Raw genomic sequence first — 25,597 nt, 5'->3', positions numbered from 1 at the left:
GTGTCGGTGCGAGGGCAACTGTCGGTGCCTGCGCGGTGATCAGGGGTCGGCCTGCGTGCCCAGCGCCTCGGCGATGGCCTTGGCCTCGCGACGGAGGAGAGCCACGAGGCGTTCGACGCGCGGGCCGGTGACGCGGTCGGCGATGCTCGCGATCGACAGGGCCGCGCGGGAGCGGCTGCCGCGGATCCGCAGCGGCACGCCCACGGCCCACGACCCCTGGGCGAAGAGGCCTGGATTGTGGACGAAGCCGTCGACTCGGGCCCGGTCGATGATGTCGCGCAGCTGCGTGACCGAGACCTTGGGATACCGTTCGGCGTAGATCTGCGCATTGGCCTCGAACTGGGCGTCCACCTCGGCGGGGGAGAGTTCGGAGAGAATCGCGAGACTGCCCGCGCCGATGCCCAGCGGGTGGCGATCGCCCACGGACAGGGCGTTGTTCAGAATCTCGCCGAAGCCCTCCTCGCGGCGGGCGCAGATCGAATAGCTGCCGGTGCGCAGGGTCAGGAAGGCCGTGTCCTGGCTCAGCTCGGCCAGGCGCAGCAGGCTCGACTCCGACTCTGTGACCAGGGGGTCGACCGATTTCTGGGCGAGCTGACCGAGGATCTGCGACTGCACGCCGAGGCGGTAGCCACCCTCCTCGAAGCGTTCGACGTACCCCATGGCGATGAGCGCCTGGAGCATGCGGTGGACGCTGGCCTTGGGGCGGCCGCTGATCGAGGCGACCTCGGACAGGCTGGCCCCGCTGCTGCGCTCGCCGGCGATGAGGCCGACAAGGTTGAGCAGGGACAACGCGCGCTGGATGCTCTGGGCGCCGGTGCCGGGTTCCAGATCGTCGACGGCATGGGCGACGTTGAATGACGCGGACCGTCGCAGGATCTTCCCGCGCATCTTCGTGCGGTGTTCGTCATTGGGGTCGGCGCCGTTGTGCATGCTTCCATTATGGTCGGCTTGCGCGCGCACGCGGTACCCGCCGTATCGGTGCCGGTTTGCCGGGAGCCCATTGGAGCGGAGGGCCGATCGGGCCCGCGGTGGACTGCCGCAGCCGAGCTATCCATGATGTGGAACATCGTCCTGCCCGGGAACGCCCACCCCGGCGAGTGATCGACCTAGAATCGGATCGGCACCGACCGGGAGCCGGCCATGAGTGGTGCAGGTGGTTCCTGCCGCAGCGGCGCGATCATGATGAGGAAAGTGAGTGTGGACAAGGTGGGCGAAACGGTCCTGCAGCTCGACGATGTGACCTTCCGACGTGGGGAGACGAAGATCCTCCACGGCATCGATCTGGCGATCGGGCAAGGTGAGCATTGGGTCCTCATCGGCCCCAACGGAGCGGGGAAGTCGACGATTCTCAGCTTCGCCTCGGCGCAGGTCTTCCCGACTTCCGGAACCGTGGACATCCTCGGTGACCGCATGGGTCGGGTCGAGCTCCAGGCTCTGCGTCGCCACATCGGGCACGTCAATCCGCGCCATCCTCTGCGCTCGAACCTGTCCGTGCGCGAGGTCGTCCTCACCGGATTGACCGGCACGATCGAACGTCCCCTGCGCTGGGAACCCAGCCCAAACGAGATCTCGAGGGCCGATGACCTCATCGCCGAGGTGGGGCTGACCTCCCGTGCGGATGCGGGCTGGAAGATTTTGTCGCAGGGAGAACGGGGCCGAGCGCTGGTGGCTCGAGCTCTCATCGCCGAGCCCCAGCTGCTGCTCTTCGACGAACCGACCACCGGCCTCGACGTGGCCGCCCGCGAGCAGCTGCTGGAGACCATCGATTCGCTGTCCGTGACCTCGCCGGAGCTCACGACGCTGCTGGTGACCCACCATCTCGAGGAGATCCCGGAGTCCACATCCCACGCGATGCTGATCTCCCACGGGCGGCTCACTGCGGCAGGTGAGATCGCCGAGGTGCTCACCACCGACCAGGTCAGCGCGGCCTTCGAGCATCCGATCGACGTCGGTTTCGCCGGCGGTCGTTGGTCGGCGCGGGCGATCCGGCAGCGAGTCGCGGCGGTCTGAGCATCAGTCCGCGTCATTGCGCGCTCAGACCGCGCCGCCTAATCTTGAGACATGAAGATGAGTACCGTATGGAGCATCATCGGCGCGATCATCGCGATCATCATCGCGTGGTGGGTCGTCAACGTCGCGTTCTCAATCGCGTGGTTCCTCGTGAAGGCGATCATCGCAGTCGTCGTCGCAGCCGCCATCTTCGCCCTGATCAAACAGTCCCTCCGGTCCAAGGACAAGTAGCGCCAGCACTGACTGACTAGGTGCGCCAGTGCGCCTGAAATGGCGCGCCCGTGCACATGGCTAGCAGACGCTTCAGAGGTCGCCGAGGCTGGTGTTCGCCCCGCAGAGGACGACGCAGACCTTCTCATCGGGTGTCGGAACATAGCTTCCGGAGTCCTCGGAACCGTGGATTCCCGCCAGTGCCGTTGCCGCCGCATGCTCGACTGCCAGGCGGTGTTCGCCCCATAGATGCCGGCGTGCGGAGATGATCTGCTCGTCATCGACCAGCACCGAGGTGACCAGGTCGTTCTGCGCCGCCGCGACCGCCAGGGGAGTGGCCCGCCTGGCGCCCAGCGAATCTGCGGCCACCGAATCGACCGGGACGTCGACAGGATTCCCCGCCTCCAAAGCCGCATTCAGCGCCCGACAGTTCTTCGGCTCCACAGCGACGGTGCGCACCCCGTGGAAGGTGGCGGCCGTGGCCACACCCGCAAACAGGCCGCCCCCGCCGACAGAGACGACGATGGTGTCGAGGTCGGGGATCTGCGAGAGGATCTCGGTCATCATCGTGCCGGCACCGGCGGCAATGAGCGGATGGTCATAGGCATGTGAGGCCAAGGCGCCGGATGACTCGACGAATTCCTCGCAGGCCAGGGCCGCCTCGGCGAATTCCGATCCGTTCAGACGCACCTCGGCACCGTAGCTGCGCAGACGCTCGACCTTGACGGCGGGAGCATCGGCAGGCAGGAACACGGTCGCCGGAACCCCGGCGTCCCGAGCAGCCCAGGCGCAGGCCAGACCCGCATTGCCGCCCGAGGCGATCGTGACTCCAGCCTCAGGGAACGTACCCTCGGCCAGGTGGGCCTGGATGAAGTTCTGTGCCCCGCGAGCCTTGAACGTGCCCGTGTACTGCATGAACTCCAAAGCGAAGTGCACACCCGAACCAGTCGGGTCGCTGCTCGGCGGGGCACTCCACGTCGCGGCCGTGGGAGTCGGAGCCGCAGGTGCATTCCCAGGCTGGGCGGAGGCCACCGTGACCGGTCGTACCCGTCCGGAGATCCTGGCGGCGGCTGCTTCGATATCGGGATAGGACAACTGCGTCATCGGTGTCTCCTCGAATTGTGCACTCTCAGTTGTTGAGAATGGACAGGTTGATCACCTTTGATGCAACGAGCCAGTCTGCAGACTGGCCTGCTGCACCAAAAGTGATCGGTTCCGACTCCACCCTACGGGCATGCGCGTTCAGTTCGTGTGCTTGACGATGCCCAGTGGTGCGCCCTTGGGCTCCTTGACCAGGCTGACGGCGACCAGCGAGATGATGCAGACGATGATCATGTAGGCCGCGATCGACAGCGATGAACCGGTGCGAGCCAGCAGGGTCTCGGCGATCGTCGGGGCAAAGGCCCCGCCGAGGATCGCGCCCAGAGCGTAGCCGATGGACACGCCGGAGTAGCGGACCTGCGGTGGGAACATCTCCGCATACATCGCCGACATCGGACCATAGGACAGGCCCATGCCCACGGTGAGGATGAAGATGCCGATGCCGTACATCCAGATGTTGGCCTGATCGATCATGATGAACGTGGGCACCAGCCACAGGATGAGGAGGACGTAGCCGATCTGGAAGGTGCGCACGCGACCCAGCTTGTCCGACAGCGCCCCGCCCCACATCGTGAAGACCAGCCATCCGAAGCTGGCCAGGGTGGTGGCCAGAAGCACGGGCGCCCGGTCGAGGCCGACGGTGCCGCCCTGGTCCAGAGGCCGCGAAGCGTAGGCGGCGAAAAACGCGATGATCATGTAGCCCACGGCGTTGTTGCCGATGAAGATGAGCGCGGAGAGGACGACTTCCTTTGTGTTCTTTTTGAACAGGGTCGACAGCGGAGCCGAGGACTCGGCGCGGCGCTCAGCGAGCTCGGCGAAGACGGGGGACTCCTCGACTTGGCGGCGAATGTAGTAGCCGACAAGGACGAGAACGACGGAGAACAGGAACGGGATCCTCCACCCGAAGCTCGCGAACTGCTCGGTGGTGAGCACGGTGGTGAGGATCCAGATCACGCCGGTGGCGAGGATCATGCCCACGGGCACACCGATCTGCGGGTAGGCACCGAAGAGCCCGCGCTTATTCACCGGCGCGTGCTCGACCGAGAGCAGTGCGGCGCCGCCCCATTCGCCGCCAGCAGAGAAGCCCTGCAGGATCCGCAGCAGTGTCAGCAGGATCGGTGCGCCGACTCCGATGGCCGCATAGTTCGGCAGGAGTCCGATGAGCGAGGTGGCCAGGCCCATGAGGATGAGCGTGAGGACGAGCATCTTCTTGCGTCCGATGCGGTCGCCGAGGTGGCCGGCGATGATCGCGCCCAGTGGCCTGAACAGGAAGGAGATCCCGAGAGAGGCCCAGGCCATGATCTGCCCGAGCGCCGGGTTGTCCGACGCCAGGGGGCCGAAGTACTGGACCGAGAGGATAAGGCCCGCGGCCTGTGCGTAGATGAAGAAGTCGTACCACTCGATGGTGGTGCCGACGAGGGTTCCGGCCAGAACCTTGCGTTCCTCGCGGGTGGTCGAGGCGGGAGCTGCGGCGGCGGGTGAAGATGTGGACATGAGAGAACTTTCCTCGGGAGTTGTGCCGGGTTGTGCGCTGCGAAGCGGCGGTCCTCGACTCTGAGTGATCGCCGACGCTTCCGCGCGAGTGACTGAATGGTCAGTAATTGTTCTCGATCATAGTGCAGGTGGTGATCGGTGTCACTTGCCCATCTCGCACCCTGCCTGTGCGGGCGGCGGCAGGGGTGGGTGGAGGTGACTGGACGGGTCAGGCGAAGACGGCGCACGCAATGACAATAACCGACCGATTGGTTAGTATTGCAGTCAGGAATCGGCAGCGGTGCCGACGTCGGCCGCCGTGCACCCGGAGACATCGTTGAACAGGGAGAGCAGACATGACCGAAATTCTCAGTTCGTATGTGGCAGGCGACTGGCACACCCCCAGTGGGAGCACTGACGGCACCCGAGCCGTCCATGACGCGACCAACGGGCAGCTCCTCCACCATGTCTCCTCTGCGGGCGTCGACTTCGCCGCCGTCGACGAGTACGCACGGAGCACAGGGGTCGCCGAACTGCAGAAGCTGACCTTCCACCAGCGTGGCGTCATCCTCAAGAAGCTCGGCGCCTACCTCATGGAACGCGCGAAGAATTACCACGAGATATCCTTCTCCACAGGCACCACCAAGCGCGACGGTTTCGTCGACATCGAAGGCGGCATCGGCACTCTCTTCACCTACTCCGGCGTCGCCCGTCGCCAGATGCCCAACTCCACCGTCCACCTCGACGGAGGAATCGAGCGCCTGTCGAAGAACGGCACCTTCGTCGGCCGCCATATCCTGACCTCCCGGCAGGGCTTGGCAGTCCAGATCAACGCCTTCAATTTCCCCGTCTGGGGCATGCTCGAGAAGTTCGGCCCCATGTTCGTCGCCGGTGTCCCCGTCATCGTCAAACCCGCCACCGACACCGCCCACCTGACCCGTGCAGTGGTGGCCGACATGATCGAATCCGGTCTGCTGCCGGCCGGTTCCATCCAGCTCATCGCCGGTGACGTCACCCCGCTCTTCGACCATCTGGCCGAACAGGATGCGATCGCCTTCACCGGGTCGGCGACTACGGCGAAGCACCTCGGCGGCCTGGACTGCGTGCGCGATCGCGGCACGCGCTTCTTCGCCGAGGCGGATTCCCTGAACTTCTCCCTGCTCGGCCCCGATGCCGGACCGGGTACCGAGGAGTTCGACCTCTTCGTCTCCGGCGTCGTCGCCGAGATGACGATCAAGGCCGGCCAGAAGTGCACGGCGATCCGCCGCACTTTCGTCCCCGAACAGTACAAAGAGGCCGTCGCCGAAGCGCTCATCGCAAAGCTGGAGACTCAGGGCGTCGGCGACCCACGTGAGAAGTCCACCCGGCTGGGGCCGGTCGTGTCTGACAAGCAGCGGACCGACGTACTCGATGCCATCGATGAGATCACCTCGGCGGGGGCGCATGTCCTCACCGGTGGTCGCGAGGCCTCTGATGAACTGGCGAAGAATCTCGGCGGGGCCTATGTCGCGGCCACCGTGCTCCAGGCCGACGACTCCTGGGTCGACGCCGTCCACGATATCGAGGCCTTCGGTCCGGTGACCTCGCTCATCACCTATTCCTCCACCGAGGAGGCTGTGCGTCTGGCCGCTCGTGGACGCGGTTCCCTGGTCGGCTCGGTCGTCACCCACGATGCCGAGTTCGCCACCGAATTCGTCCGCCAGGTCGCGCCCTGGCATGGACGCATCCTCGTCCTCGACCGCGACGACGCCGAAGAGTCGACCGGGCACGGTTCGCCGCTGCCCACCCTCATCCACGGCGGTCCCGGACGCGCCGGCGGCGGCGAGGAGATGGGCGGACTGCGCGGTGTCGAGCACTTCATGCAGCGCACCGCGATCCAGGCCTCCCCGGACATGCTCACCGCCATCGGCGGCGAATGGGTCGCCGGAGCGCAGCGCCGGACGGGGCAGCACCCGTTCACGAAGACCCTAGCCGACCTGCGCGTCGGCGATGCCCTCGAATCAGAGCGGCGAATCGTCACCCTCGATGACATCTCGCACTTCGCAGAGTTCACCGGCGACACCTTCTACGCCCACACCGACGAGGAAGCTGCGGCCGCGAACCCGTTCTTCCCGGGCCGCGTCGCCCACGGCTACCTCATCGTGTCCTTCGCCGCCGGCCTCTTCGTGCAGCCGGACCCCGGCCCGGTCCTCGCGAACTACGGCCTCGAGGGGCTCACGTTCATCACACCGGTTTCACCAGGGGATTCGCTGAAGGTCACATTGACCGCCAAGCGCATCACCCCGCGTGAGACCGATGAGTACGGCGAGGTCCGCTGGGACGCCGAGGTCGTCAACCAGAACGACGAGCCGGTCGCGAAGTACGACGTGCTGACCCTGGTCGCGAAGGAGTAGAGCCCGCCCAAGTTGCGCGGTCGGCCGCAAGCTCCACGGTCGGGTGCGAGTTGCGCGGTCGGACGCGAGTTGCGCGGTCGGGTGCGAGTTCCACGTTCAGACGCCAACGGTTGGTAACTTCGTGTCGAAGTTCTGCAAAGTTTCGACACGAAGTTACCAACCGTTGGCGCTGGTTTCGCACTGCTACGGCCGCCACTGGCACCACTGCCGCACCGCCACTGCCGCCACTGCCGCCACTGGCGCCACGGCCGGGCCGCCCGCTACGGCCGCCACGGCCGGGCCGCCGCGCCGTCGGCAGCGGTGATCGGCTATTTCGCGTTGTCTTCCAAGACGCGGACCTTCAGCGACTCCGGGCGAATCGTCACCCGCGCCGGGGTGTGCGCCACCGCATCACCATCGGCGTGGATCTCGACCGGCTCTGCGCCCTCGGGCGTGGCGATGTGGATCTCGCGGGCATGACTGAAGTGAATGTTCGGGTGGCTGTTGTGGCGTCCCAGGGTGAATGACACCAGCTCCGCCCCGAGCTTCGGCAGAAACGTGTCCTTGAGCAGGACCACATCGATGAGACCGTCGTCGAGCTCGGCCTCGGGTGAGAGCTTCAGGCCGCCTCCGTAGCGACCGGAATTGGCGAAGCCGGCCGACAGACCACGGAAGTCGAGGCGTTCACCATCGACGGTGAGCTCCAGCTCGATCCGCCTGGGCCGCATGATCGCCCGCGCCACCCCGTAGAGATACACCCAGTGGCCCTTGATGCGCCGGACCTCGTTGGCGTAGTTGTGGACTGCGGTGTCCAGACCGAGGCTGACATTGCCGACGCAGATCTGCCCATCGAGGTCGAGGACGTCGATCGAGCGGTCGTGACCGCCGGCGATGATCGCAGCGGCCTCAGCGATGTCCTTCGGAATGCCGACCTTGCCGATGAAGTCGTTGCCGCGACCGCCGGCGATGATGCCCAAGGAGGTTGTCGACCCCACCAGGCCGGCCGCGACCGACCGCACCATCCCGTCGCCGCCGAGGGAGACGACGATGGGCTCGTTCCGGGCTGCGAACTCGGCGGCGAGGTCGGTCGCATTCTGCTCGCTGGTGCTCTCGACCAGCACGACCTCCAGACCGTTGGCCGCGAAGGCGCTCTTCAACGGGCCGATCCGCTTCGCGACGGCGCCGTTGCGTGCCGCCGGGTTGAGGATGACCGGGACGGGTGTCAGTGACGCGCTGCTCACAGTGCCCTCGGCCCATTCATGAGCTTCCCGGGGTTCATGATTCCAACCGGGTCGACCTCGCCCTTTGCCGCGCGCAGCATCCGCATCCACAGCTCGCCGTGCTCCTTCGGGAGCCAAGGGGCATGGTCCGCACCGACCGAATGGTGATGAGTGATCGTTCCGCCGCCTGCGACCATGGCGTTGCTGGCCGCAGCCTTCAGCGCCTTCCACTGCTCCATCTCCTGTCCCCCCTGCTGCTGGGCGAAGACCGTGTAGTAGAGCGAGCAGCCGGCGGTGTAGAGATGCGACACGTGGCAGAGGACGAACGCAGGGGTCCCGCGATCGGCCATCGCCTCCTCGATGTCGGACTTGATCGTGTCGTGGAGCTCCTCGATGGTGCTCCAGGGTGCGGAGGTCTCCATGGTCTCGACCACGACGCCCTCGGTCAGCAGCTGGTCACGCAGATACGGTGTCGAGAAGCGGTGCTTCTCCCACATGGTCTCCGGGGAGCCGCCGATGCTCACGCCCTTGTGCTTCCTGGCGATCGTGCGTCCGGCGGCCCGCCGCGCCCTGGCGTCGGCCTTATGCCCGTCGTAGCGCAGCACCAGCATGCACGGGGTCGTGATTTTCCGTGCCCGCAGATAGGTCAGGAGGCCCCTGCGCTGAGTGTCGCTGCCGAGCTGAGCCAGACCGAAGGCGGTCTCGTTGACGTCGGAGAGTCGTGCGATGTCTGGCCGCAGACCGTCCTGCTCCAGCTCGCGCAGGGCGGCCGAGCCCGAGTGGAAGTCGGGGAAGAACCAGGCGTCGGGCAGTGTCGTCTCCGGCAGGCGTTTGATGCGCAGCGTGGCCTGCGTGATGATGCCCAATGTGCCTTCGGAGCCGACGAACATCTGGCGCGGGTTGGGTCCGGCCGCCGAGGCTGGAGACGTTCGCAGCTCGACCGGACCGCTCGGAGTGGAGCAGCGCAGACCGAAGACGTTCTCGTCGATTCGTCCGTATCCGGTCGACTGCTGCCCGGCCGACCGCGTGGCCACCCAGCCGCCGACGGTGCTGAACTCGAACGACTGCGGGAAGTGTCCGAGGGTGAAGCCCTTCGCCTGCAGCTTCTTCTCCAGGTCCGGGCCGAAGACGCCGGCCTGAGCGGTCACCGTCAGCGACTCCTCGTCGAGGTCGAGCATCTCATCGAAGCGGGCCAGGCTGATGCACACACAGCTGCTGAAGTCGCGGCGGAAGGCATCGAGGCCGGCGACGACGCTGGTTCCTCCGCCGAAGGGAACGACCGCGATGCGATCTTGCTGGCAGATGGCCAGCAGCTCATCGACCTCGGCGTCCGAACTCGGGTAGAGGACGACGTCGGGCGCGAAGGGCACCTTTCCGCTGCGCAGTCGGATCAGGTCGGGGACACTGCGGCCGGCGGCGTGGGAGACACGTGTGGCGTGGTCACCGCGGACGAACTCGGCACCCAGCAGCTGCTCGAAGCGGGCGCGCGAGCTCTCCGGAAGGACGACCTCGGGCAGGGAGACTGCGTCGAGGTCGACCGGCGGACGGTTGATGCCCTTGGGCCAGCCGCACGTCTTCGTCAGCATCTTCTTGGCACCGGGCTTGACCGGACCGTCGTTGCCGTCCTCGCCCCAGCCCCACCAGCGCATCCGCGGTTGTGTGTTGTCCATGTGAGTCAGCCTTCTTCCTGTGTGTATGGGTTCTCGATCAGTTCCGGAGCGTGCTTGCGCACGGCAGCGGCCAGGTCCTCACGGTCGGCGTCGACGAGGCCCCAGCGGGTGCGGCGATCGACCACGTCGTCAACGGTCACGGCGAGTTCGTGCTCGACGGCGAACCGTATCTCCGCGCCGCTCAAGGGAATTCCCGCCCTCACGGGTTCATTCAGTTCGGGATCGTCGGCACCATATGCCGCGACCGTGGCCGCGTCGGTGCCGTAGCGCCGAACCAGGTGCTCCGAGAGTCCGGGTTCCGGGGTTCCGGCACCGACGAGGCTGAGGGTCGTGGTGCGGCACGGCTCTGCCGTCAACCCGCCCGCCTTGACCACCTCGTCGACGGCGTCTTCGGCCATGCGACGGTATCCCGTGAGCTTGCCGCCGACGATCGTGAGGACGTCGTTGTGTGAGTCGCGCAGCAGTGCGTGCTTGCGTGAGAGGTCTGCGCTGGAGTCGCCCTTGCTCTTGAGCAGCGGCCGGAAGCCGGCGTAGGTGCCCACGATGTCCTCCGGTGTGAGGGGCTTCTCCAGCACGGCGTTGATAATCGTGAGCAGAAATGTGCGCTCGTCCTCGTCCGGGCGGGCACGTTCCGGGATCGGCCCGGAGTGCGGGTCATCGGTGAGGCCGATCATGACGAGTCCGTCGGGCCACGGCACCGCGAAGACGAACCGACCGAAGTGGCCGGGCACGGGCGCTGTGACAGCTGCGGACGGGCTGCCGATGCTCTCGGCCCTGACCAACAGGTGCGAACCCTTGCTCGGGGCGAGCTCGACATCGTCTGACAGGGTGTCGGCCCAGACGCCGGCGGCATTGACGACCTGCTTCGCCCGGATCGTATGGCGGTCGCCGGTGAGCTCGTCGGTGAAGTGGACCTGTCCCGGTTCGACACTGGTGGCGGAGGCGTAGGTGAGGATGCGCGCCCCGTGGGACGCCGCAGTGCGGGCGATGGCGACGACGAGACGGGCATCGTCGACGAGCTGTCCGTCCCAGCTGAGCAGCCCGCCGCGCAGGCCGGATTTGGCGGTGGCGGGCGCCAGCTGATTGACGTCGGCGGTGGATATCCGGCTGGGGTGGGGAAGCAGCGATTTGGGTGTCTTCGCGAACATCCGCAGGAGGTCTCCTGCAAGGAAACCGGTGCCTGTCAGAGCCGCGTCGAAGCGGCTGACGCCGTTGTGCAGCGGGAAGATCATCTGCATCGGGCGGATGAGGTGGGGCGCAATCCGACTCATCAGGTGGCCGCGTTCGACTGCTGACTCCCACGCGATCGGGAAGTCGAGTTTGGCCAAGTAGCGCAGACCTCCGTGGGCGAGCTTCGAGCTCCAACTGCTGGTGCCCGAGGCGAGGTCCGTGCGTTCGATGAGGACGACGCTGAGTCCACGGGCCGCCGCGTCGAGGGCGACGCCGACACCGGTGAACCCACCGCCGATGACCGCGAGGTCGACGGGTTCGTCCGCGGCGACTGCCTCGGCGAGGTCTTGGGTGCGTCGTGCGGCATTGAGCGCGGCGTGTCCTGAAGAGCTGGATTTCATCAGCGACCTTTCTGGTACGAGTTCGTGCCAGTTTGCATTCACTGTCCGATGTTGTCAAGATCACACTGTGACTGATCAGGGACGTCCGTATGCCGGTGCCAGCCGCGAGGAGCGCCAGAGCGCCCGCCGCGAGCAGGTCATCGCTGCCGGAATCGCACTCTTCGGCACCGTGGGCTATCGAGCCACGACGGTCGGTGCGATCTGCGAGTCCGCGGGACTCAACAAGCGCTACTTCTACGAATCATTCGCCACCTTGGAGGACCTCCTCTGCGAGGTCTACGGGAGGGTGGTCGCCGATCTGCGCGCCGCGGTCCTCGCCGGTGGCGGTGATGATGGTGCCGCGGTGCTGCGCGGATTCATATCAGGCTTCCTGACCTGGGCGCAGGCCAACCCGGTGATGGCCAGAGTCCATCTGTTCGAGGTCCTGGGAGTCAGCGCGCGCGTCGACGAACTGTACCGCCGGCACGGTCGAGCGATCGGCGACGAGCTGGCCGACCGCCTGTCGGAGTCGATCGTCGGCCCCCAGCTCACCGCGGGCCAGCAGCGTGTCATGGGCAACGCGCTCGTCGGGGCCGGTCTGCAGACCGTTGTCGACTGGGTCATCAGCGACTATCAGCCGCCGCGCGACGAGCTGCTCGATGAGATGGACGCGACGCTGGGGTGGGTCCTGGTCGCCGGTTTGGCGGCGCTGGGCTGAGCGGAATCTGCCCTCAGGCCTCCAGGCCGTTGAACGCCATCGAGGTGACCGCGTCGGCGATCTTCTCCGGGGCGGCGGGGTAGCCGGGCCGGTACCACTCGGTGATGGAGTTGACCATGCCGAAGAGCAGGCGCGTGACCAGGCCGGGTGTGAAGTCCGAGCGCAGCCCGCCCTCTTCGATCGCCGCAGCGACGAGGACGCGGATCTTGTCGTCGATCTTGCGGCGTTGGTCGAGGGCCTCGATCTCGACGGCTGAGTTCCCGCGCACCCGCAGCAGCAGGGTCACGGAGTGGTGGTATTCGATGAGGATGACCACGCTGGCATGCACTGCCGCCCGAAGGCGCTCAAGGGCGCCCAGCCCAGGCCGCTGACTTTCGGCCTCGACCGCGGAGTCGAGGGCGCGAATGCCGCGGTTGATCGCCAGGTGCAGCAGCTCTTCCTTCGACTTCACATGATGGTAGATCGCGGACTTCGTGATGCCCAGCTCGCGCGCCACGGTGTCCATGGACGTGCCGTCATAGCCGCGGGAGACGAAGACCTCTGTGGCTTTGTTGATCAGGGTCTCCCGGTCGTAACCGGGGCGTCCACGACGGGTGCGCTTGGGCTGGTTCGGTGCGCCCGCCTCGGCGTCGGTGGGCTCCGTCTGTGCGCTCACGGCAGCATCGACACCTGACTCGAGGTCAGGTGTCGGCGCAGGTGAAGTCGTTTTCGGCATGCGCACCAGTCTAACCAGCCTGCGAGGGGCTGATCACCTGAGACCCTCGCGGCGGTCGATGATGCGCTTGAGCTTGCCGACTGAGCGGGGCAGGTCGCCGGGCTGGAGCACCGACACGGTCGATGAGACGCCCAGGCGCTCCTTGATCCGCGCGGCAACCAGACCGTCGAGTCCGTCGAGCTCGATGGCTCCGACGCCTTCGCGGGACTCGACCTCGACGGTGACCTCGTCCATGCGGCCGGGACGGGTGAGCACCAGCTGGAAGTGCGGGCTGAGGTGTTCGAACTCGAAGAGCACGGACTCGACATTGGCCGGGTAGACGTTGACGCCGCGGATGATGATGAGGTCATCGGAGCGGCCGGTGATGCGCGAGATGCGGCGGAAGTTCGGATTCGCGGTGCCGGGCAGCAGGCTCGCCAGATCGTGAGTGCGGTAGCGGATGATCGGCAGTGCTTCCTTCGTCAGGGAGGTGAAGACGAGTTCGCCCTCCTCACCGTCGGGCAGGACCTCGCCGGTGTAGGGGTCGACGATCTCCGGATAGAAGTGGTCCTCCCAGATCGTCGGGCCGTCCTTGGTCACCGCGGATTCGCAGGCGACGCCGGGGCCCATGACCTCGGAGAGGCCGTAGATGTCGACAGCGTTGATGTTGAAGGACTTCTCGATCTCCCTGCGCATCTCATCGGTCCACGGTTCGGCACCGCAGATCGCGGTCTGCAGGCTTGTGGTCGTGGGGTCGATGCCCTGCTTGTGGAACTCGTCGAGGATCGTGAGCAGATAGGTCGGCGTGGCCGTGATGATATCGGGCTGGAAGTCCTGGATCAGCTGCACCTGCCGCTGCGTCTGACCGCCGGAGATCGGGATGACGGTGAAGCCGTGGCGCTCGGCACCGTGGACTCCCAGTCCGCCGGTGAACAGTCCGTAGCCGTAGGCGTTGTGCATCATCTGGCCCCGTTTGCCGCCCGCGCCGAGGATCGAGCGGGCGATGAGGCTGCCCCACTTGTCGAGGTCACCCAGCGTGTATCCCACGACGGTCGGCAGCCCGGTCGTGCCCGAGGACGCATGGACGCGAGCGACATCTTCACGTGGAACGGCGAACATGCCGAACGGGTAGTTGTCGCGCAGGTCCTGCTTGTTCGTGAACGGCAGCTTCGCAATGTCGTCGAGGCTCGTGATATCTGCGGGGGTGACGCCGAGTTCGTCGAAGGCCTTCCGGTAGAACGGCACCTTCTCGTAGACCTTCGTGACAGTGGACTTGAGGTTGGCGAGCTGGTCGGCGCGCAGCTCGTCGAGGCTCATGCGCTGGCCGGCGTCGAGTTCAGTGGCAGTCATCGTTGTCTCCTTGGTCAATCCTGTTGTGCTTCGCAATTCGTGGGGCGCCGAGGTGGGGCGTCGGATCAGGTGGACGCGGGCTTCTGCGGGGGCAGGGTGCGGGAGCGGCCGCGGTAGGTCGCCACGATCTCGTCTCCGCGAGTGACTTCGATGTCGTAGATGCCTGAGCGGCCCTGTCTGACGATCTCTTTGCCGCGGGCGACGAGTTCGTCGCCGATGTAGGTTGGTTTGAGGAAGTCGATGTCCCCGCCCGAGGCGACCGTGGTGGAGCCGGGATAGTTGCAGGCCATCGCAAAAGTGGTGTCGGCGAAGAGGAAGATATAGCCGCCGTGGGTGATCTCGTGCCCGTTGGCCATGATGTCGGTGATCGTCATCGAGCACTGTGCCCAGCCGGGGCCGTGATCATCGACGGTGATGCCCAGATGCTGGGAGGCACGATCGTTGGCGAACATCGCCGCAGCGCCGGTCAGCGGTTCGCTGTCCGTGCCCGGTTCGCCGTTCGCGCTGTCCGCAGACGCCGCCGTGCGAGCGGTTGTCGTTGCCTCGGGACTGGGCTCTCCCATGTCAGGCTCCTCTTCGAGTCGCTGATTGCTGTGGCGATCACTTGCCGGGCAGGGGTGAGCGCATGTGGACGATGGCTGTCAGCAGCCCGAAGCTCCCGGTCGCGGCACCTTCGAAGAATAAACGACCATCTGGTCAATAAATATCGTTGTGATCGGCGTCGCTGTCAAGTCGGACCACGGTATCCCGTCGCCAGCGGCCCGGTGGTGGCAAGTCAGTCTGGCCTCGCCGCGGACCGCGCGTTGCACCGAGACTCGGGGGCGCACGGGAGTGTCTCGGGGCAGCGTCCGGTTCTCGGTGAGGCCGCTGCGAGGCGAGGCGAGTCTCGGCGCGCAGCCCGAATCTCGAAGTGCAGTGCGGGCCTCGGTGAGCGGCATGGGTCTGGCCTCGGTCCTCGGCGCGCGGCCCGAGTGCCGATGGGCCCCCGCGGCCCGGCGACGCCCTGGTGCTGTACATTGCACCTCGGCGTGCGGTGTGCCACACTGATAGTGAACAATACAGAACAAATGGTCAGTAAATGGTTTCGCCGGTGCGTCGGACATACGACGGGCGGACCGAACGCAGAAGCCGGAAGGGCACATCCAAGGGTGGAGTGGTCATGACAACGCAGATCAATGAGAACCAGTTCGACGCGACAGAGCTCGAAGCTCAGTTCGCGGCGACGATCAAGGCCAAGGACCGGATCGAACCGCGCGACTGGATGCCGGAGAAGTACCGCAAGACTCTCGTGCGGCAGGTGGCTCAGCACGCGCACTCGGAGATCATCGGCATGCAGCCCGAAGGCAACTGGATCTCCCGCGCGCCTTCGCTGCGACGCAAGGCGATCCTGCTGGCGAAGGTCCAGGACGAGGCCGGTCACGGTCTCTACCTGTACTCCGCTGCCGAGACCCTGGGCGCGACGCGCAACGAGCTCACCGAGAAGCTCATCGCCGGCAAGCAGAAGTACTCCTCGATCTTCAACTACCCGACGCTGGCCTACACCGACGTCGGCACGATCGGCTGGCTCGTCGATGGTGCCGCGATCTGTAACCAGGTGCCTCTGTGTCGAACCTCCTTCGGCCCCTACGGTCGAGCGATGATCCGCGTCTGCAAGGAAGAGTCCTTCCACCAGCGCCAGGGCTACGAACTGCTGATGACGATGATGCGCGGCACCGAAGAGCAGCGAGCCTCGGTCCAGGAATCGGTCAATCGCTTCTGGTGGCCCTCGCTCATGATGTTCGGCCCGCCCGATGACGACTCCCCGAACACCGAGCAGTCCATGGAGTGGGGCATCAAGACCCACACCAACGACGAGCTGCGCCAGAAGTTCGTCGACATGTCCGTCCCGCAGGCCGAGGCCCTGGGCGTGACCTTCCCCGATGACGGCCTGAAGTGGAACGAAGAGCGAGGCCACTACGACTTCTCGACCCCGGACTGGGACGAGTTCTGGGCCGTCGTCAAGGGCAACGGTCCGTGCAACGAACAGCGTGTGGCCCACCGCAAGCGCGCATGGGACGAGGGAGCCTGGGTGCGAGAAGCCGCGCTCGCCTTCGCCGAGAACACCGCCGCTGACGCAGCTGACACTGACACCGCAGCTGACACTGACACCGCGAACACTGCTGACACCACGAACACCACCGCCGAGGAGACCGCCAAATGAGCGCAGAGACCAGCCCCGGATCCGCCGCGGCAGGCAAGACACCGGCGACTCGCGGCGAATGGCCCCTCTACGAGGTCTTCGTGCGCGGCAAGCGCGGACTCAACCACGTCCACGTCGGATCGCTGCACGCAGCCGATGACCAGATGGCGATCCACCATGCCCGCGACGTCTACACCCGCCGCAATGAAGGCGTGAGCCTGTGGGTTGTCCGCTCCTCGTCGATCACGGCCTCGAGCCCCGACGAGAAGGACCCCATGTTCGCCCCCAGCGGCGACAAGGTCTACCGCCACCCCACCTTCTACGACATCCCCGCCGATGTCCCTCACATGTGAGAAGGGCCTGACGATGACCAACGAACCTTCCATCCACGTCGACCACGACGAAGCCGGAGCCAACATCGAGCACGGCGACCACGAAAACGCCTATTCGGGGCTGCTCGTCAATGATGCGCACTGGGCCTTCGGCACAGACTTCGAAGATCCCCTGGCCGGAGTCGACACCACCGTTCCCTCCGGTGTCGACCCGAAGGACCTCGCGGCCTACTGCCTCATGCTCGGCGACGATGCTCTCGTCTTCTCCCAGCGAATCTCCGAATGGTGCTCCAGCGCGCCCGACCTGGAAGAGGACATCGCGCTGGCCAATATCGCCCTGGATCTGCTGGGCCAGTCCCGGCTCCTGCTCGCCCGGAGCGCAGCCGCAGATCCGAGCCTCGTGCCGCAGCTGCCCGAGGGCTCACCGGTGCCTGATGAGGACCGTCTCGCGTTCTTCCGAGAGGACCTGGCGTTCCGCAACGTCCGCCTGGCCGAGGTCCCCAACGGCGACTTCGCCGAGGCGGTCGCGAAGATCCTCATCTACTCCACCTGGCGCCTGGCGATCTTCGAACGACTCCAGTCCAGCAGGGACTCCGTGCTCTCGGCCATCGCGGTCAAGGGTGTGAAGGAGATGTCCTACCACCGTGACTTCGCCGGCCGCTGGGTCCTCACGTTGGCCCGCGGCACCGAGGAATCCAAGACTCGCCTGCTCACCGCACTCGAGGGGCTCTGGCCGCTGTGGGGCGAACTCTTCGAGACCCACCCGGTCGAAGCCTCGGTGGCGGCTGCCGGAATCGGGGTCGATCCCGCCGAGGTGGCCGATGAGGCCGGCGTCATCCTCGACCAGGTCTTCGCCGCAGCCGGCATCGAGCGCCCCGAACGGGGCGCGCTGGCCGGAGTGAGAGGCGAGAGAGGCCGCGACGGACTGCACACCGAAGCACTGTCGAAGATGCTCGCCGACATGCAGGTCGTCGCCCGCCAATACCCGGAAGGACAATGGTGACCGCAGCACTTCAGACCCCCGCGTCCACCGTCCGTGGAGACAGTGACGACCGCAATGACCGCGTCACTGGGTCGATGGCAACCCACACCGACGCCGAGGCGCTCGATCGTGCCCGCGCAGCCGCAGCTCGCGTGACCGACCCGGAGATGCCGATGCTCACGCTCGTCGACCTCGGCGTGCTCCGTGATGTCGCGATCGAGGACGGACACGTCGTCACGACCATCACCCCCACCTACTCGGGATGCCCGGCGATGGCGACGATGCGCGATGACCTGCAGCGCGAACTCCAGGACGCGGGATTCCCCGACGCGCAGGTGCGTGTATCCCTGACACCGGCCTGGACGAGTGACTGGATCACCGACGAAGGGCGGAGGGCGCTGCAGGGTGCCGGAATCTCCCCGCCCGGACAGGCACCCAGGCATCAAGGGCCGGTGGCCCTGACTCTGATGCCCACGAAACGGGCACTGAACTGCACTCTGTGCGGATCGGCAAATGTGAAGCTGTCCTCGGAATTCGGGCCGACGGCGTGCAAGGCGATGTACCAATGCCTCGACTGCCTCGAACCGTTCCAGCATGTGAAGGAGATCTGAGATGACCGAGACGATCAATCAGAGCGCCGAGGCGACCGAGCCGAGCGTTTCAGGTGCGGGCGCATCCAGGTCGAGCTTCTACCCGCTGACCGTGAAGTCCGTCGACCACCTCACCGAGGACTCGGCGGCAGTGACCTTCGACGTTCCGGCCGAATACGCGGAGCTCTTCGACTTCGCCGCAGGGCAGTCCCTGACCCTGCGCCGGATCATCGACGGCGGAGAGCACCGTCGTTCCTACTCCATCTGCGCCCCGGCCGGAACAGACCCGCGCATCGGTGTCCGTGAGATCCCCGACGGACTCTTCTCCACATGGCTCGTCCGAGACGTCCGCCCTGGTGAGACCATCGAGGTCCAGCCACCCAGCGGCAGCTTCCAGGCCGACCCTGACCTCGGCGGACGGCACCTGTGCATCGCCGCAGGATCGGGCATCACCCCGATGCTCTCAGTCGCCACGACCGTGCTGTCCAACCCCGACGCCTCGGTGACGATGCTCTACGGCAACCGCACCACGAATACCGTGATGTTCGCCGAGGAGCTCGCCGACCTCAAGGACTCCCGCAACCAGCAGCTCGACCTCATCCACATCCTCTCCCGCGAACCCCGGGAGGTCGAACTCTTCTCCGGCAGACTTGATGAGGAGAAGCTGCGCGCGCTGCTGACGAATCTCGTGCCCATCGGCGATATGGACCACGTGTGGCTGTGCGGCCCCTTCGGCATGCTCAGCGATGCTCGCGCCGTGCTCGCCGAATTCGGTGTGCCCAAGGACAAGATCCACTTCGAACTCTTCTACGTCGACGAACCGCCACCAGAGGTCGTCCACGCGGACAAGGTCGTCGAGGGCGCCACCAGCGACGTCACGATCGTCCTCGACGGACGACGGACCACCTCGGCGATGTCGCAGGGCCAGACGATCCTCGACTCCGCGCAGGAATCGCGCTCGGATCTGCCGTTTGCCTGCAAGGGCGGGGTCTGCGGTACCTGCCGGGCCAAAGTCTGCGGCGGCGAGGTCGACATGGTGCGCAACTATGCCCTCGAAGACGCCGAGGTGGAGGCGAACTTCGTCCTCACCTGCCAGACTTTCCCCGTCAGCGACGAGGTCACGGTCGACTACGACTCGTGAACGAAGTTTCGCGAGCGCCGAGACTTCCGAGCGTCTGACGCTTTCGGTCGCTAGGCTTGAGGACCAGCGACGCTGCACCACACATCACACTTGAGGAGACCCATGCCCGAGGCTTTCATCCTGGACGGACTGCGCACACCCATCGGCCGCTACGGCGGAGTCCTCGCTGATCAGCGCCCCGACGATCTGGTCGCGACCACGCTCAAGGCCGTCGTGGATCGGTCGGGAATCGACCCGTCCGACATCGACGAGGTGATCCTCGGCTCTGCCAACCAAGCCGGTGAGGACAACCGCAACGTCGCCCGCATGGCCGTGCTGCTGGCCGGTCTGCCCGAGTCCGTTCCCGGCTTCACCGTCAACCGCCTGTGCGCCTCGGGGCTGACCGCGATCACGACGGCCCGGCAGATGATCGCCGCCGGTGACGCCGATGTGGTTGTGGCCGGCGGAGTCGAATCGATGACCCGTGCACCCTGGGTGACCGAGAAGCCCTCACGTCCCTGGGCGAAACCCGGCAAGTCCTGGGACACCTCGATCGGCTGGCGCTTCACCAACCCCGCCTTCGGCGAGGACACGACCCTGTCGATGCCCCAGACCGCCGAGCGTGTGGCCGAACAGTGGAAGCTGAGCCGCGAAGCCCTCGACGAATTCGCCTACGCCTCTCACCAGAAGGCACTTGCGGCGCAGGAGGCCGGCAAGTTCGATTCCGAGATTCTGCCCATCGGCGACGTCAGCGCCGATGAGGGGCCGCGTGCGGACACCACCGTGGAGAAGCTCGCCAAACTGCGCGCGATCCACGGACCCGGGGGAGTCATCACCGCCGGCAACTCCTCCTCCCTCAACGATGGAGCCGCTGTCACGATTCTCGTCAGCGAACGCTACGCCGAGAAGCACGGTCTGAGTCCCAGAGCACGAGTCGTCACGGGTGCCAGTGCCGGCGTCTCCCCGGAGATCATGGGCATCGGGCCCGTTCCGGCCACCCGCAAGGTCCTCGACCGTGTCGGCTGGAGCGTCGGCGACCTCGAGGCCGTGGAACTCAACGAGGCCTTCGCCTCACAGTCCCTGGCCTGCATCGGCGACCTGGGCCTGGACCCGGAGACCGTCAACGGCTTCGGCGGAGCGATCGCGCTGGGACACCCACTGGGCTGCTCGGGCGCACGCATCACACTGACCCTGCTCAACCGCCTCGAACAGGCCGATGCCAAGCGCGGACTGGCGACGATGTGCGTCGGCGTCGGCCAGGGTTCGGCACTGCTGTTGGAGCGGGCATGAGCGCGGGCGGCGAGGGCGCAGCGAGCAGCTCCGAGAGCGCAGGGTCGAACTCCCCGCTGCTCATCGAGCGCCTCGAGGATCGGACGATCATCCGACTCAATCGGCCCAAGGTGCGCAACGCCATCGACCTCGGCATGGTCGAAGCCCTCCACTCGGTGTGCGCCGAACTCGAGGCCACGCCGAAGGTCGCGATCATCACTGGTTCCGACGGAGTCTTCGCCGCCGGCGCAGACATCGGGCAGATGCGCAATCGTGGCCGCGAGGAGGCCCTGGCCGGCATCAACTCGAAGGTATTCTCTCGCATCCAGGAACTGCCGATGCCCGTCATCGCCCTCGTTGAGGGCTACGCTCTGGGCGGCGGGGCGGAACTGGCGTTCGCGTGTGACTTCCGCATCGGCACTCCCACGACCAAGATCGGCAACCCCGAGCCGGGACTCGGCATCATCGCCTCGGCCGGAGCCGCCTGGCGATTGCGCGAACTCGTGGGAGAACCACGAGCCAAGGAGATTCTCTTGGCCGGTCGCACCCTCCAGGCCGACGAGGCGAAGTCGATCGGACTGCTCAATGACGTCGTCGACCCCGAGGACCTCGAGCTCGCCGGTGAAGCACTTGCCGACCGGATCGCGAGCTTTGCTCCATTGGCCGTGAGACTGAGCAAATCCGCGTTCCACGCACCCCGTGAGGCCCACCCGCTCATCGATAACGTGGCCCAGGCAGTGCTGTTCGAGACCGAGGAGAAGTACGCGCGGATGGATGCGTTCCTCGCGAAACGAGAAGCCAAGAAGCGGAAGAAGGCAGGAGCGGTGGCGACGGAAGCCATCGACGAACAGCCCGTGCCGGGAACCGAACAGAAAGGCGACACCGAATGAGCGAGCAGGCCGCGCGCGAACCTGACGCAGTTCACACCCCGAACTCGACAACGGACTCAAGCAGCGGCCCCCTGGTCCCAGAGACCGTCGGTGTCTACGGCGGCGGCCGGATGGGTGCAGGCATTGCCCATGCCTTCGCCAGCGCCGGAGCACGCGTCATCATCATCGAGAACACCGACGAGACCGTGGCCGCGGCCCAGGAGCGCGTGGACGCCTCGATCGAGAAGTCGAAGTCCAAGGGCCTCGAGGTCAAGGGCAGCGTCGAGGTCGTACGCGATCCGACCCTGCTCGACCAGGCTCTTCTCGTCGTCGAGGCCGTCCCCGAGATCGTCGAACTCAAGCAGGAGATCCTGGCGGCCATCGCGAAGTATGCGCCGGCTGCGAGCATCGCCACGAACACCTCGGCCCTGTCGATCGATGAGCTCGCCGCCGCACTGCCACGGCCACACGCACTCATCGGACTCCACTTCTTCAACCCTGTCCCCGTCAGCGACCTCGTCGAGGTCGTCGTCGGCACCCATACGCAGCCGGCTCTCGTTGAGGTCGCGAAGTCCTGGGTCGCGGGTCTGGGGAAAACGGCGATCACGGTCAAGGACTCGCCGGGATTCGCCTCCAGCCGCCTCGGCGTGGCCCTGGCCCTCGAAGCGATGCGGATGGTCGAGGAAGGAGTCGCGAAGCCTGCGGACATCGACAACGCGATGACCCTGGGCTACCGCCATCCGGCGGGACCGCTCAAGACCACGGACATCGTCGGCCTCGACGTCCGCCTCGGCATCGCCGAGCATCTGGAAGCAGAGCTGGGACCCAGATTCACGCCGCCACAGCTGCTCAAAGACAAGGTCGCAGCCGGTCAGCTGGGTCGAAAGTCCGGTCAGGGATTCTATACTTGGTGACCAGGCAGGCAACAAGCCTGCTTGTTACACTGTCATCTCAAACACCGTCAGCTGCAAGGGAGCACACGTGACCGAGATCCAACTGTCCAACCGGGGGAACATCGCAGAGATCGTCCTCGACGGTCCCGATTCCCGCAACGCCCTTGACGCTGACAACCTCCGCGACCTCGCGGCGGCAGTGGCCAAGGTCGCCGAGGCGATCCCGAGCGTTCGTGTGCTCCTGATCAGGGGAGAGGGCAAGGTCTTCAGCTCCGGTCGTGACATCTCGGCCGTCGACGTCGAGACCGATGACGCGCATGCATTCCTCGCCGAGGTCTTCACTCCCGTCTTCCAGGCCATCCGGGCACTGCCGATCCCCGTGATCTCGCAGGTCCAAGGTGCCGCCCTCGGCCTCGGCTTCGGGGTTGCAGCGGCCGCTGACATCATCATCGCCGCCGACGATGCGAAGTTCGGTTCGCCGTTCGCCGCGATCGGCGCGATGCTCGACTCGGGCGCCCACCACGTGTTCCTCGATCGGGTGGGCTATCACCGCACGATGGACCTCATCATCACCGGTGACTTCATGACCGGCGCCGAGGCGGCCGCTGCGGGCATCGTGTCCCGTGCGGTCCCAGCCGATGAGCTCTCTGAGTTCGTCGAGTCGAAGCTGGCCAAGATCGTGACCGGCCCAGCAGACGCGTTCGCGATGGAGAAGGGCTTCGTGCAGAAGCTCGCCGACGACCGCCCGACCCTGGCGCAGGTGCTCGCGGAAGAGGCCAATCTGCAGGAGACCGCCCGACAGACTCCGGACTACGCCGAGGGATTCAAGGCTTTTCAGGAGCGCCGCGCGCCGCAGTTCGATTGAGCTGCCGTTGAGCCTTCGTCTCCGACGCTGAGATCACTTGACCGGCTGGACCTCGTCCTCGGTGACCCACTTGTGGTTGGTGATCGCCATATCACCTGTATCGACGTCGACCATGTAGACGGTCTCATCGGTCGAGCCGTCGATCGTTGCCTTCGCGCCCTTCATCCCGGGCATGTGGTCTGCGTTGAGAGTTACCTTCGCCCCGTCCTTGAGGGGAGCCTTGCCGGGGTTCTTCAGTTCTTCGTGGACGACCCATTTGTGGTCCTTGACCGGGTCGCCGTCATCGGTGGGCGTGTAGCTGACCGAATAGGTGGTGGTCTCGAAGGCACCTGAGATCGTCGCCTTCGCCCCTTTCATTCCGGGCATATGGTCAGCGGTGAGAGTGACCTCATCCCCGACGGCGTATGTGGGATCGGATGCCTTTTCGATGCCCTTGGGCGGCTGGCCGCCGTCCGAGGCGTGCTCATGGCTTTCGCCGTGGTCCTCACCCGATGCCGCCTCGGACTGTTTCTCATGCTGTGAGTGCTGAGCAGCCTCGTCGCCTTCAGAGCTGGCGCATCCCGACAGCAGCAACGCTGATGCGGCTGCGACCGCAGCGATGGTCGTCAATGGAGTGGATGTGTTCATCTTCTCTCCTGGAGTATCCCTGGCAATGGCGGTCCGATCGCGGGCTGCACGAAGGAGCCCGATGCCGACGCTATACCTAGAGGGGGTATAGTTGTCAACGTGATTCAGACTCAGACGGCGCCTGCGTCGAAGCTCAGGCGAACCATCTCCATTGTGGCCCTGACCTTGGTGTTGGCAGGTTGTGGAACTGCGGGATCGAGCTCCGAGCCAGACAACGATCAGGTATCGACAGGGGAGTTCCTCTCCGAGCACGGATTGGACGGAATGAACGCTGTTGAAGCCATTGACCATCTTGACCGACTGGCGGTGACTGATCGCCCGAATGATCTCATGGCATCGGTCTACCCTGCTGAGCTTGTGTTGGCCGGTGAAGCGCAGGAAGTGACGATCGATCTGCCGAGGGAGAAGGCGTATGTCTCGATTGCTCCCTACGTGGACACCACCCACGACTGCTTCTATCACAGTCTGACAACCTGTCGTGGAGAGCTCGGCAACGAGGAGCTTGACGTGAAGATCACCGACAGCGCCTCCGGCGAAGTGGTCGTCGACGATCGGGCGACCACGTTCGACAACGGCTTCGCCGGCTTCTGGGTTCCAAGCGACATCGAAGGAACCATCTCCATCACTCACGAGGGGAAGTCCGGTTCTGTTGACTTCTCGACCGGGGAAGACGGTGCGACCTGCATCACCGACCTGCGTCTCTCCTGATCTGAAGCCTCGGTTATCCGGGTCTGATCAGTCCTCGGGGTTCGCCTCAGGCTCGTTCTCTGTCGTCGCCGGGTCCTTCTGCTCCGACTTCCAGCGGCGGAAGGTGAGGATCGTCAGCACGATGACCAGCGCCCACGAGATGCCGACAGCGGTGCCTGTGATGATGCCGGGATTGCCGATGAACGCGCCGACGGCGACAAGGGACAGCTGACCCGGCAGAGCCGATATCACGGTAGCGATGAGGAACGTGCGGCTCCTGATTCCCAGCGCCCCGCTGCCGTAGTTCACCGGCCAGTAGGGAAATCCTGGCATGAGGCGAAGGGTGCACACCGCATAGAACCCGCCGTTGGTCAGCCGCGACTCGATCGCCTCTGCGTGAGAGCCCAACAGCTTCATCACGGTGTCGCGACCCAGGCCGCGTGCGACCCAGTAGCCACCGACACAGCCGGCTACAACTCCGATCATCGACAGGATCGTGCCGAAGATGAGGCCGAAGGCGAGGCCGCCGGCCACAGCCATGATGGTCACCGGGATCGGCGTGGCTGCGACGAGTGCATAGAGAAGAATGAAGATGCCGAAGCCCCAGAAACCGGCACCGGCAATCTGCTTCTGGATTCCGTCGAGTGAGGGCAGATGCACGTTGAACACCAGCCACAATCCGGCGAGCACAGCCAGTGCCAAAGCCACATTGCGCAGGATCGATCCCCACGGCACTCGAGATTCGCCGTGAGCGCTCGGGTGCGGTGCGGAGTTCTCATCATTCGGCATGGAACGATCCTACGTGTCAGGGTAGGC

The 25,597-nt window shown here is 65.7% G+C and carries 25 protein-coding genes; 14 read left to right on the top strand and 11 right to left on the bottom strand.

The genetic code is table 11. From position 1 onward, the window contains the following. Positions 1-39: 39 nt before the first annotated feature. Positions 40-930 (bottom strand): IclR family transcriptional regulator, encoded by an 891-nt coding sequence (locus tag JFC13_RS12215; RefSeq protein WP_198397338.1) that lies wholly within the window; start codon positions 928-930, stop codon positions 40-42. Between the two features lie 261 nt (positions 931-1,191). Here JFC13_RS12215 and JFC13_RS12210 point away from each other — a divergent pair, with 261 nt between their 5' ends. Then, positions 1,192-2,010 carry an ABC transporter ATP-binding protein gene (locus tag JFC13_RS12210; RefSeq protein ID WP_332839403.1) on the top strand — a complete coding sequence of 273 codons (819 nt, stop codon included), beginning with the start codon at positions 1,192-1,194 and terminating at the stop codon, positions 2,008-2,010. A 51-nt stretch (positions 2,011-2,061) separates the two neighbouring features. Next, on the top strand, positions 2,062-2,241 hold the full coding sequence (locus JFC13_RS12205; protein ID WP_198397337.1) for a hypothetical protein: 180 nt from the start codon (positions 2,062-2,064) through the stop codon (positions 2,239-2,241). A 72-nt stretch (positions 2,242-2,313) separates the two neighbouring features. Here JFC13_RS12205 and JFC13_RS12200 read toward each other — a convergent pair whose 3' ends face one another. Beyond that, the gene (locus JFC13_RS12200; protein WP_198397336.1) at positions 2,314-3,324 is read right to left on the bottom strand and encodes a threonine/serine dehydratase; all 1,011 of its coding nucleotides are present in this window, start codon (positions 3,322-3,324) and stop codon (positions 2,314-2,316) included. 138 nt (positions 3,325-3,462) lie between these two features. Next, positions 3,463-4,815, bottom strand: coding sequence for an MFS transporter (locus tag JFC13_RS12195; protein ID WP_198397335.1), 1,353 nt, complete (start codon positions 4,813-4,815; stop codon positions 3,463-3,465). A gap of 335 nt (positions 4,816-5,150) precedes the next feature. On the opposite strand from JFC13_RS12195, the gene paaZ reads away from it, so the two are divergent. Beyond that, a complete protein-coding gene (gene paaZ, locus JFC13_RS12190) occupies positions 5,151-7,187 on the top strand; it encodes a phenylacetic acid degradation bifunctional protein PaaZ (protein WP_198397334.1) in 2,037 nt (678 codons plus the stop codon). Between the two features lie 308 nt (positions 7,188-7,495). Here paaZ and JFC13_RS12185 read toward each other — a convergent pair whose 3' ends face one another. Genes JFC13_RS12185 through JFC13_RS12175 form a run of 3 tightly spaced genes read right to left on the bottom strand, consistent with a single transcriptional unit; the run spans position 7,496 to position 11,627 of the window. After that, on the bottom strand, positions 7,496-8,407 hold the full coding sequence (locus JFC13_RS12185; RefSeq protein ID WP_198397333.1) for a diacylglycerol/lipid kinase family protein: 912 nt from the start codon (positions 8,405-8,407) through the stop codon (positions 7,496-7,498). Continuing rightward, complete coding sequence (locus tag JFC13_RS12180; RefSeq protein WP_198397332.1) at positions 8,404-10,056, bottom strand: FAD-binding oxidoreductase; 1,653 nt, start codon at positions 10,054-10,056, stop codon at positions 8,404-8,406. Before JFC13_RS12180 ends, JFC13_RS12185 begins: the two co-directional genes overlap by 4 nt. Before the next feature lie 5 nt (positions 10,057-10,061). Beyond that, the gene (locus JFC13_RS12175) at positions 10,062-11,627 is read right to left on the bottom strand and encodes a glycerol-3-phosphate dehydrogenase/oxidase (protein ID WP_198397331.1); all 1,566 of its coding nucleotides are present in this window, start codon (positions 11,625-11,627) and stop codon (positions 10,062-10,064) included. 67 nt (positions 11,628-11,694) lie between these two features. Between JFC13_RS12175 and JFC13_RS12170 the strand changes: the two genes are divergently transcribed. Further along, positions 11,695-12,324, top strand: a complete 630-nt coding sequence (locus JFC13_RS12170) for a TetR/AcrR family transcriptional regulator (protein WP_198397330.1) — start codon at positions 11,695-11,697, stop codon at positions 12,322-12,324. A gap of 13 nt (positions 12,325-12,337) precedes the next feature. Here the strand turns inward: JFC13_RS12170 and JFC13_RS12165 are convergent, their stop codons facing one another. The 3 genes from JFC13_RS12165 to paaI form a co-directional block, all read right to left on the bottom strand. Next, positions 12,338-13,039, bottom strand: a complete 702-nt coding sequence (locus tag JFC13_RS12165) for a TetR/AcrR family transcriptional regulator (protein WP_198397329.1) — start codon at positions 13,037-13,039, stop codon at positions 12,338-12,340. 33 nt (positions 13,040-13,072) lie between these two features. Next, positions 13,073-14,368 carry a phenylacetate--CoA ligase PaaK gene (paaK, locus tag JFC13_RS12160; RefSeq protein WP_198397328.1) on the bottom strand — a complete coding sequence of 432 codons (1,296 nt, stop codon included), beginning with the start codon at positions 14,366-14,368 and terminating at the stop codon, positions 13,073-13,075. Between the two features lie 65 nt (positions 14,369-14,433). Continuing rightward, positions 14,434-14,931, bottom strand: coding sequence for a hydroxyphenylacetyl-CoA thioesterase PaaI (paaI, locus tag JFC13_RS12155; RefSeq protein WP_198397327.1), 498 nt, complete (start codon positions 14,929-14,931; stop codon positions 14,434-14,436). Between the two features lie 596 nt (positions 14,932-15,527). On the opposite strand from paaI, the gene paaA reads away from it, so the two are divergent. The 9 genes from paaA to JFC13_RS12110 all read left to right on the top strand — a co-directional run bounded on the left by paaA (position 15,528) and on the right by JFC13_RS12110 (position 23,467). Next, positions 15,528-16,568, top strand: coding sequence for a 1,2-phenylacetyl-CoA epoxidase subunit PaaA (paaA, locus tag JFC13_RS12150; RefSeq protein WP_198397326.1), 1,041 nt, complete (start codon positions 15,528-15,530; stop codon positions 16,566-16,568). Further along, a complete protein-coding gene (gene paaB, locus JFC13_RS12145; protein ID WP_198397325.1) occupies positions 16,565-16,900 on the top strand; it encodes a 1,2-phenylacetyl-CoA epoxidase subunit PaaB in 336 nt (111 codons plus the stop codon). Before paaA ends, paaB begins: the two co-directional genes overlap by 4 nt. Before the next feature lie 13 nt (positions 16,901-16,913). Beyond that, positions 16,914-17,882 carry a 1,2-phenylacetyl-CoA epoxidase subunit PaaC gene (paaC, locus tag JFC13_RS12140; RefSeq protein ID WP_198397324.1) on the top strand — a complete coding sequence of 323 codons (969 nt, stop codon included), beginning with the start codon at positions 16,914-16,916 and terminating at the stop codon, positions 17,880-17,882. Continuing rightward, positions 17,876-18,472, top strand: coding sequence for a 1,2-phenylacetyl-CoA epoxidase subunit PaaD (paaD, locus tag JFC13_RS12135; protein WP_344221156.1), 597 nt, complete (start codon positions 17,876-17,878; stop codon positions 18,470-18,472). Before paaC ends, paaD begins: the two co-directional genes overlap by 7 nt. Position 18,473: 1 nt before the next feature. After that, the gene (paaE, locus tag JFC13_RS12130) at positions 18,474-19,592 is read left to right on the top strand and encodes a 1,2-phenylacetyl-CoA epoxidase subunit PaaE (protein WP_198397323.1); all 1,119 of its coding nucleotides are present in this window, start codon (positions 18,474-18,476) and stop codon (positions 19,590-19,592) included. 102 nt (positions 19,593-19,694) lie between these two features. After that, positions 19,695-20,861, top strand: coding sequence for a thiolase family protein (locus tag JFC13_RS12125; RefSeq protein WP_198397322.1), 1,167 nt, complete (start codon positions 19,695-19,697; stop codon positions 20,859-20,861). Then, positions 20,858-21,730 carry an enoyl-CoA hydratase/isomerase family protein gene (locus tag JFC13_RS12120; RefSeq protein WP_232488540.1) on the top strand — a complete coding sequence of 291 codons (873 nt, stop codon included), beginning with the start codon at positions 20,858-20,860 and terminating at the stop codon, positions 21,728-21,730. Before JFC13_RS12125 ends, JFC13_RS12120 begins: the two co-directional genes overlap by 4 nt. Next, positions 21,727-22,623, top strand: coding sequence for a 3-hydroxyacyl-CoA dehydrogenase family protein (locus JFC13_RS12115; RefSeq protein WP_198397321.1), 897 nt, complete (start codon positions 21,727-21,729; stop codon positions 22,621-22,623). The genes JFC13_RS12120 and JFC13_RS12115 overlap by 4 nt, the downstream gene beginning before the upstream one ends. Before the next feature lie 67 nt (positions 22,624-22,690). Beyond that, the gene (locus tag JFC13_RS12110) at positions 22,691-23,467 is read left to right on the top strand and encodes an enoyl-CoA hydratase/isomerase family protein (RefSeq protein ID WP_198397320.1); all 777 of its coding nucleotides are present in this window, start codon (positions 22,691-22,693) and stop codon (positions 23,465-23,467) included. A 33-nt stretch (positions 23,468-23,500) separates the two neighbouring features. Here the strand turns inward: JFC13_RS12110 and JFC13_RS12105 are convergent, their stop codons facing one another. Further along, on the bottom strand, positions 23,501-24,094 hold the full coding sequence (locus JFC13_RS12105) for a YdhK family protein (protein WP_198397319.1): 594 nt from the start codon (positions 24,092-24,094) through the stop codon (positions 23,501-23,503). A 99-nt stretch (positions 24,095-24,193) separates the two neighbouring features. Here JFC13_RS12105 and JFC13_RS12100 point away from each other — a divergent pair, with 99 nt between their 5' ends. After that, positions 24,194-24,802 (top strand): CueP family metal-binding protein, encoded by a 609-nt coding sequence (locus JFC13_RS12100; protein ID WP_332839401.1) that lies wholly within the window; start codon positions 24,194-24,196, stop codon positions 24,800-24,802. A 27-nt stretch (positions 24,803-24,829) separates the two neighbouring features. On the opposite strand, the gene JFC13_RS12095 is transcribed toward JFC13_RS12100, so the two are convergent. Then, on the bottom strand, positions 24,830-25,570 hold the full coding sequence (locus tag JFC13_RS12095) for a TVP38/TMEM64 family protein (RefSeq protein WP_232488539.1): 741 nt from the start codon (positions 25,568-25,570) through the stop codon (positions 24,830-24,832). Positions 25,571-25,597: the final 27 nt, after the last annotated feature.

This window comes from Brevibacterium antiquum, assembly GCF_016107655.1.
GTDB classification, from domain to species: domain Bacteria; phylum Actinomycetota; class Actinomycetes; order Actinomycetales; family Brevibacteriaceae; genus Brevibacterium; species Brevibacterium antiquum.
This window is presented reverse-complemented; position numbering and strand designations above follow the sequence as displayed.

Bases quoted from the DNA above. Each gene is read 5' to 3' on its own strand.
- JFC13_RS12215 (WP_198397338.1), bottom strand. From the start codon at position 930: ATGCACAACGGCGCCGACCCCAATGACGAACACCGCACGAAGATGCGC.
- JFC13_RS12205 (WP_198397337.1), top strand. From the start codon at position 2,062: ATGAAGATGAGTACCGTATGGAGCATCATCGGCGCGATCATCGCGATC.
- JFC13_RS12200 (WP_198397336.1), bottom strand. From the start codon at position 3,324: ATGACGCAGTTGTCCTATCCCGATATCGAAGCAGCCGCCGCCAGGATC.
- JFC13_RS12195 (WP_198397335.1), bottom strand. From the start codon at position 4,815: ATGTCCACATCTTCACCCGCCGCCGCAGCTCCCGCCTCGACCACCCGC.
- paaZ (WP_198397334.1), top strand. From the start codon at position 5,151: ATGACCGAAATTCTCAGTTCGTATGTGGCAGGCGACTGGCACACCCCC.
- JFC13_RS12180 (WP_198397332.1), bottom strand. From the start codon at position 10,056: ATGGACAACACACAACCGCGGATGCGCTGGTGGGGCTGGGGCGAGGAC.
- JFC13_RS12175 (WP_198397331.1), bottom strand. From the start codon at position 11,627: ATGAAATCCAGCTCTTCAGGACACGCCGCGCTCAATGCCGCACGACGC.
- JFC13_RS12165 (WP_198397329.1), bottom strand. From the start codon at position 13,039: ATGCCGAAAACGACTTCACCTGCGCCGACACCTGACCTCGAGTCAGGT.
- paaK (WP_198397328.1), bottom strand. From the start codon at position 14,368: ATGACTGCCACTGAACTCGACGCCGGCCAGCGCATGAGCCTCGACGAG.
- paaI (WP_198397327.1), bottom strand. From the start codon at position 14,931: ATGGGAGAGCCCAGTCCCGAGGCAACGACAACCGCTCGCACGGCGGCG.
- paaA (WP_198397326.1), top strand. From the start codon at position 15,528: ATGACAACGCAGATCAATGAGAACCAGTTCGACGCGACAGAGCTCGAA.
- paaB (WP_198397325.1), top strand. From the start codon at position 16,565: ATGAGCGCAGAGACCAGCCCCGGATCCGCCGCGGCAGGCAAGACACCG.
- paaC (WP_198397324.1), top strand. From the start codon at position 16,914: ATGACCAACGAACCTTCCATCCACGTCGACCACGACGAAGCCGGAGCC.
- paaD (WP_344221156.1), top strand. From the start codon at position 17,876: ATGGTGACCGCAGCACTTCAGACCCCCGCGTCCACCGTCCGTGGAGAC.
- paaE (WP_198397323.1), top strand. From the start codon at position 18,474: ATGACCGAGACGATCAATCAGAGCGCCGAGGCGACCGAGCCGAGCGTT.
- JFC13_RS12125 (WP_198397322.1), top strand. From the start codon at position 19,695: ATGCCCGAGGCTTTCATCCTGGACGGACTGCGCACACCCATCGGCCGC.
- JFC13_RS12120 (WP_232488540.1), top strand. From the start codon at position 20,858: ATGAGCGCGGGCGGCGAGGGCGCAGCGAGCAGCTCCGAGAGCGCAGGG.
- JFC13_RS12115 (WP_198397321.1), top strand. From the start codon at position 21,727: ATGAGCGAGCAGGCCGCGCGCGAACCTGACGCAGTTCACACCCCGAAC.
- JFC13_RS12105 (WP_198397319.1), bottom strand. From the start codon at position 24,094: ATGAACACATCCACTCCATTGACGACCATCGCTGCGGTCGCAGCCGCA.
- JFC13_RS12095 (WP_232488539.1), bottom strand. From the start codon at position 25,570: ATGCCGAATGATGAGAACTCCGCACCGCACCCGAGCGCTCACGGCGAA.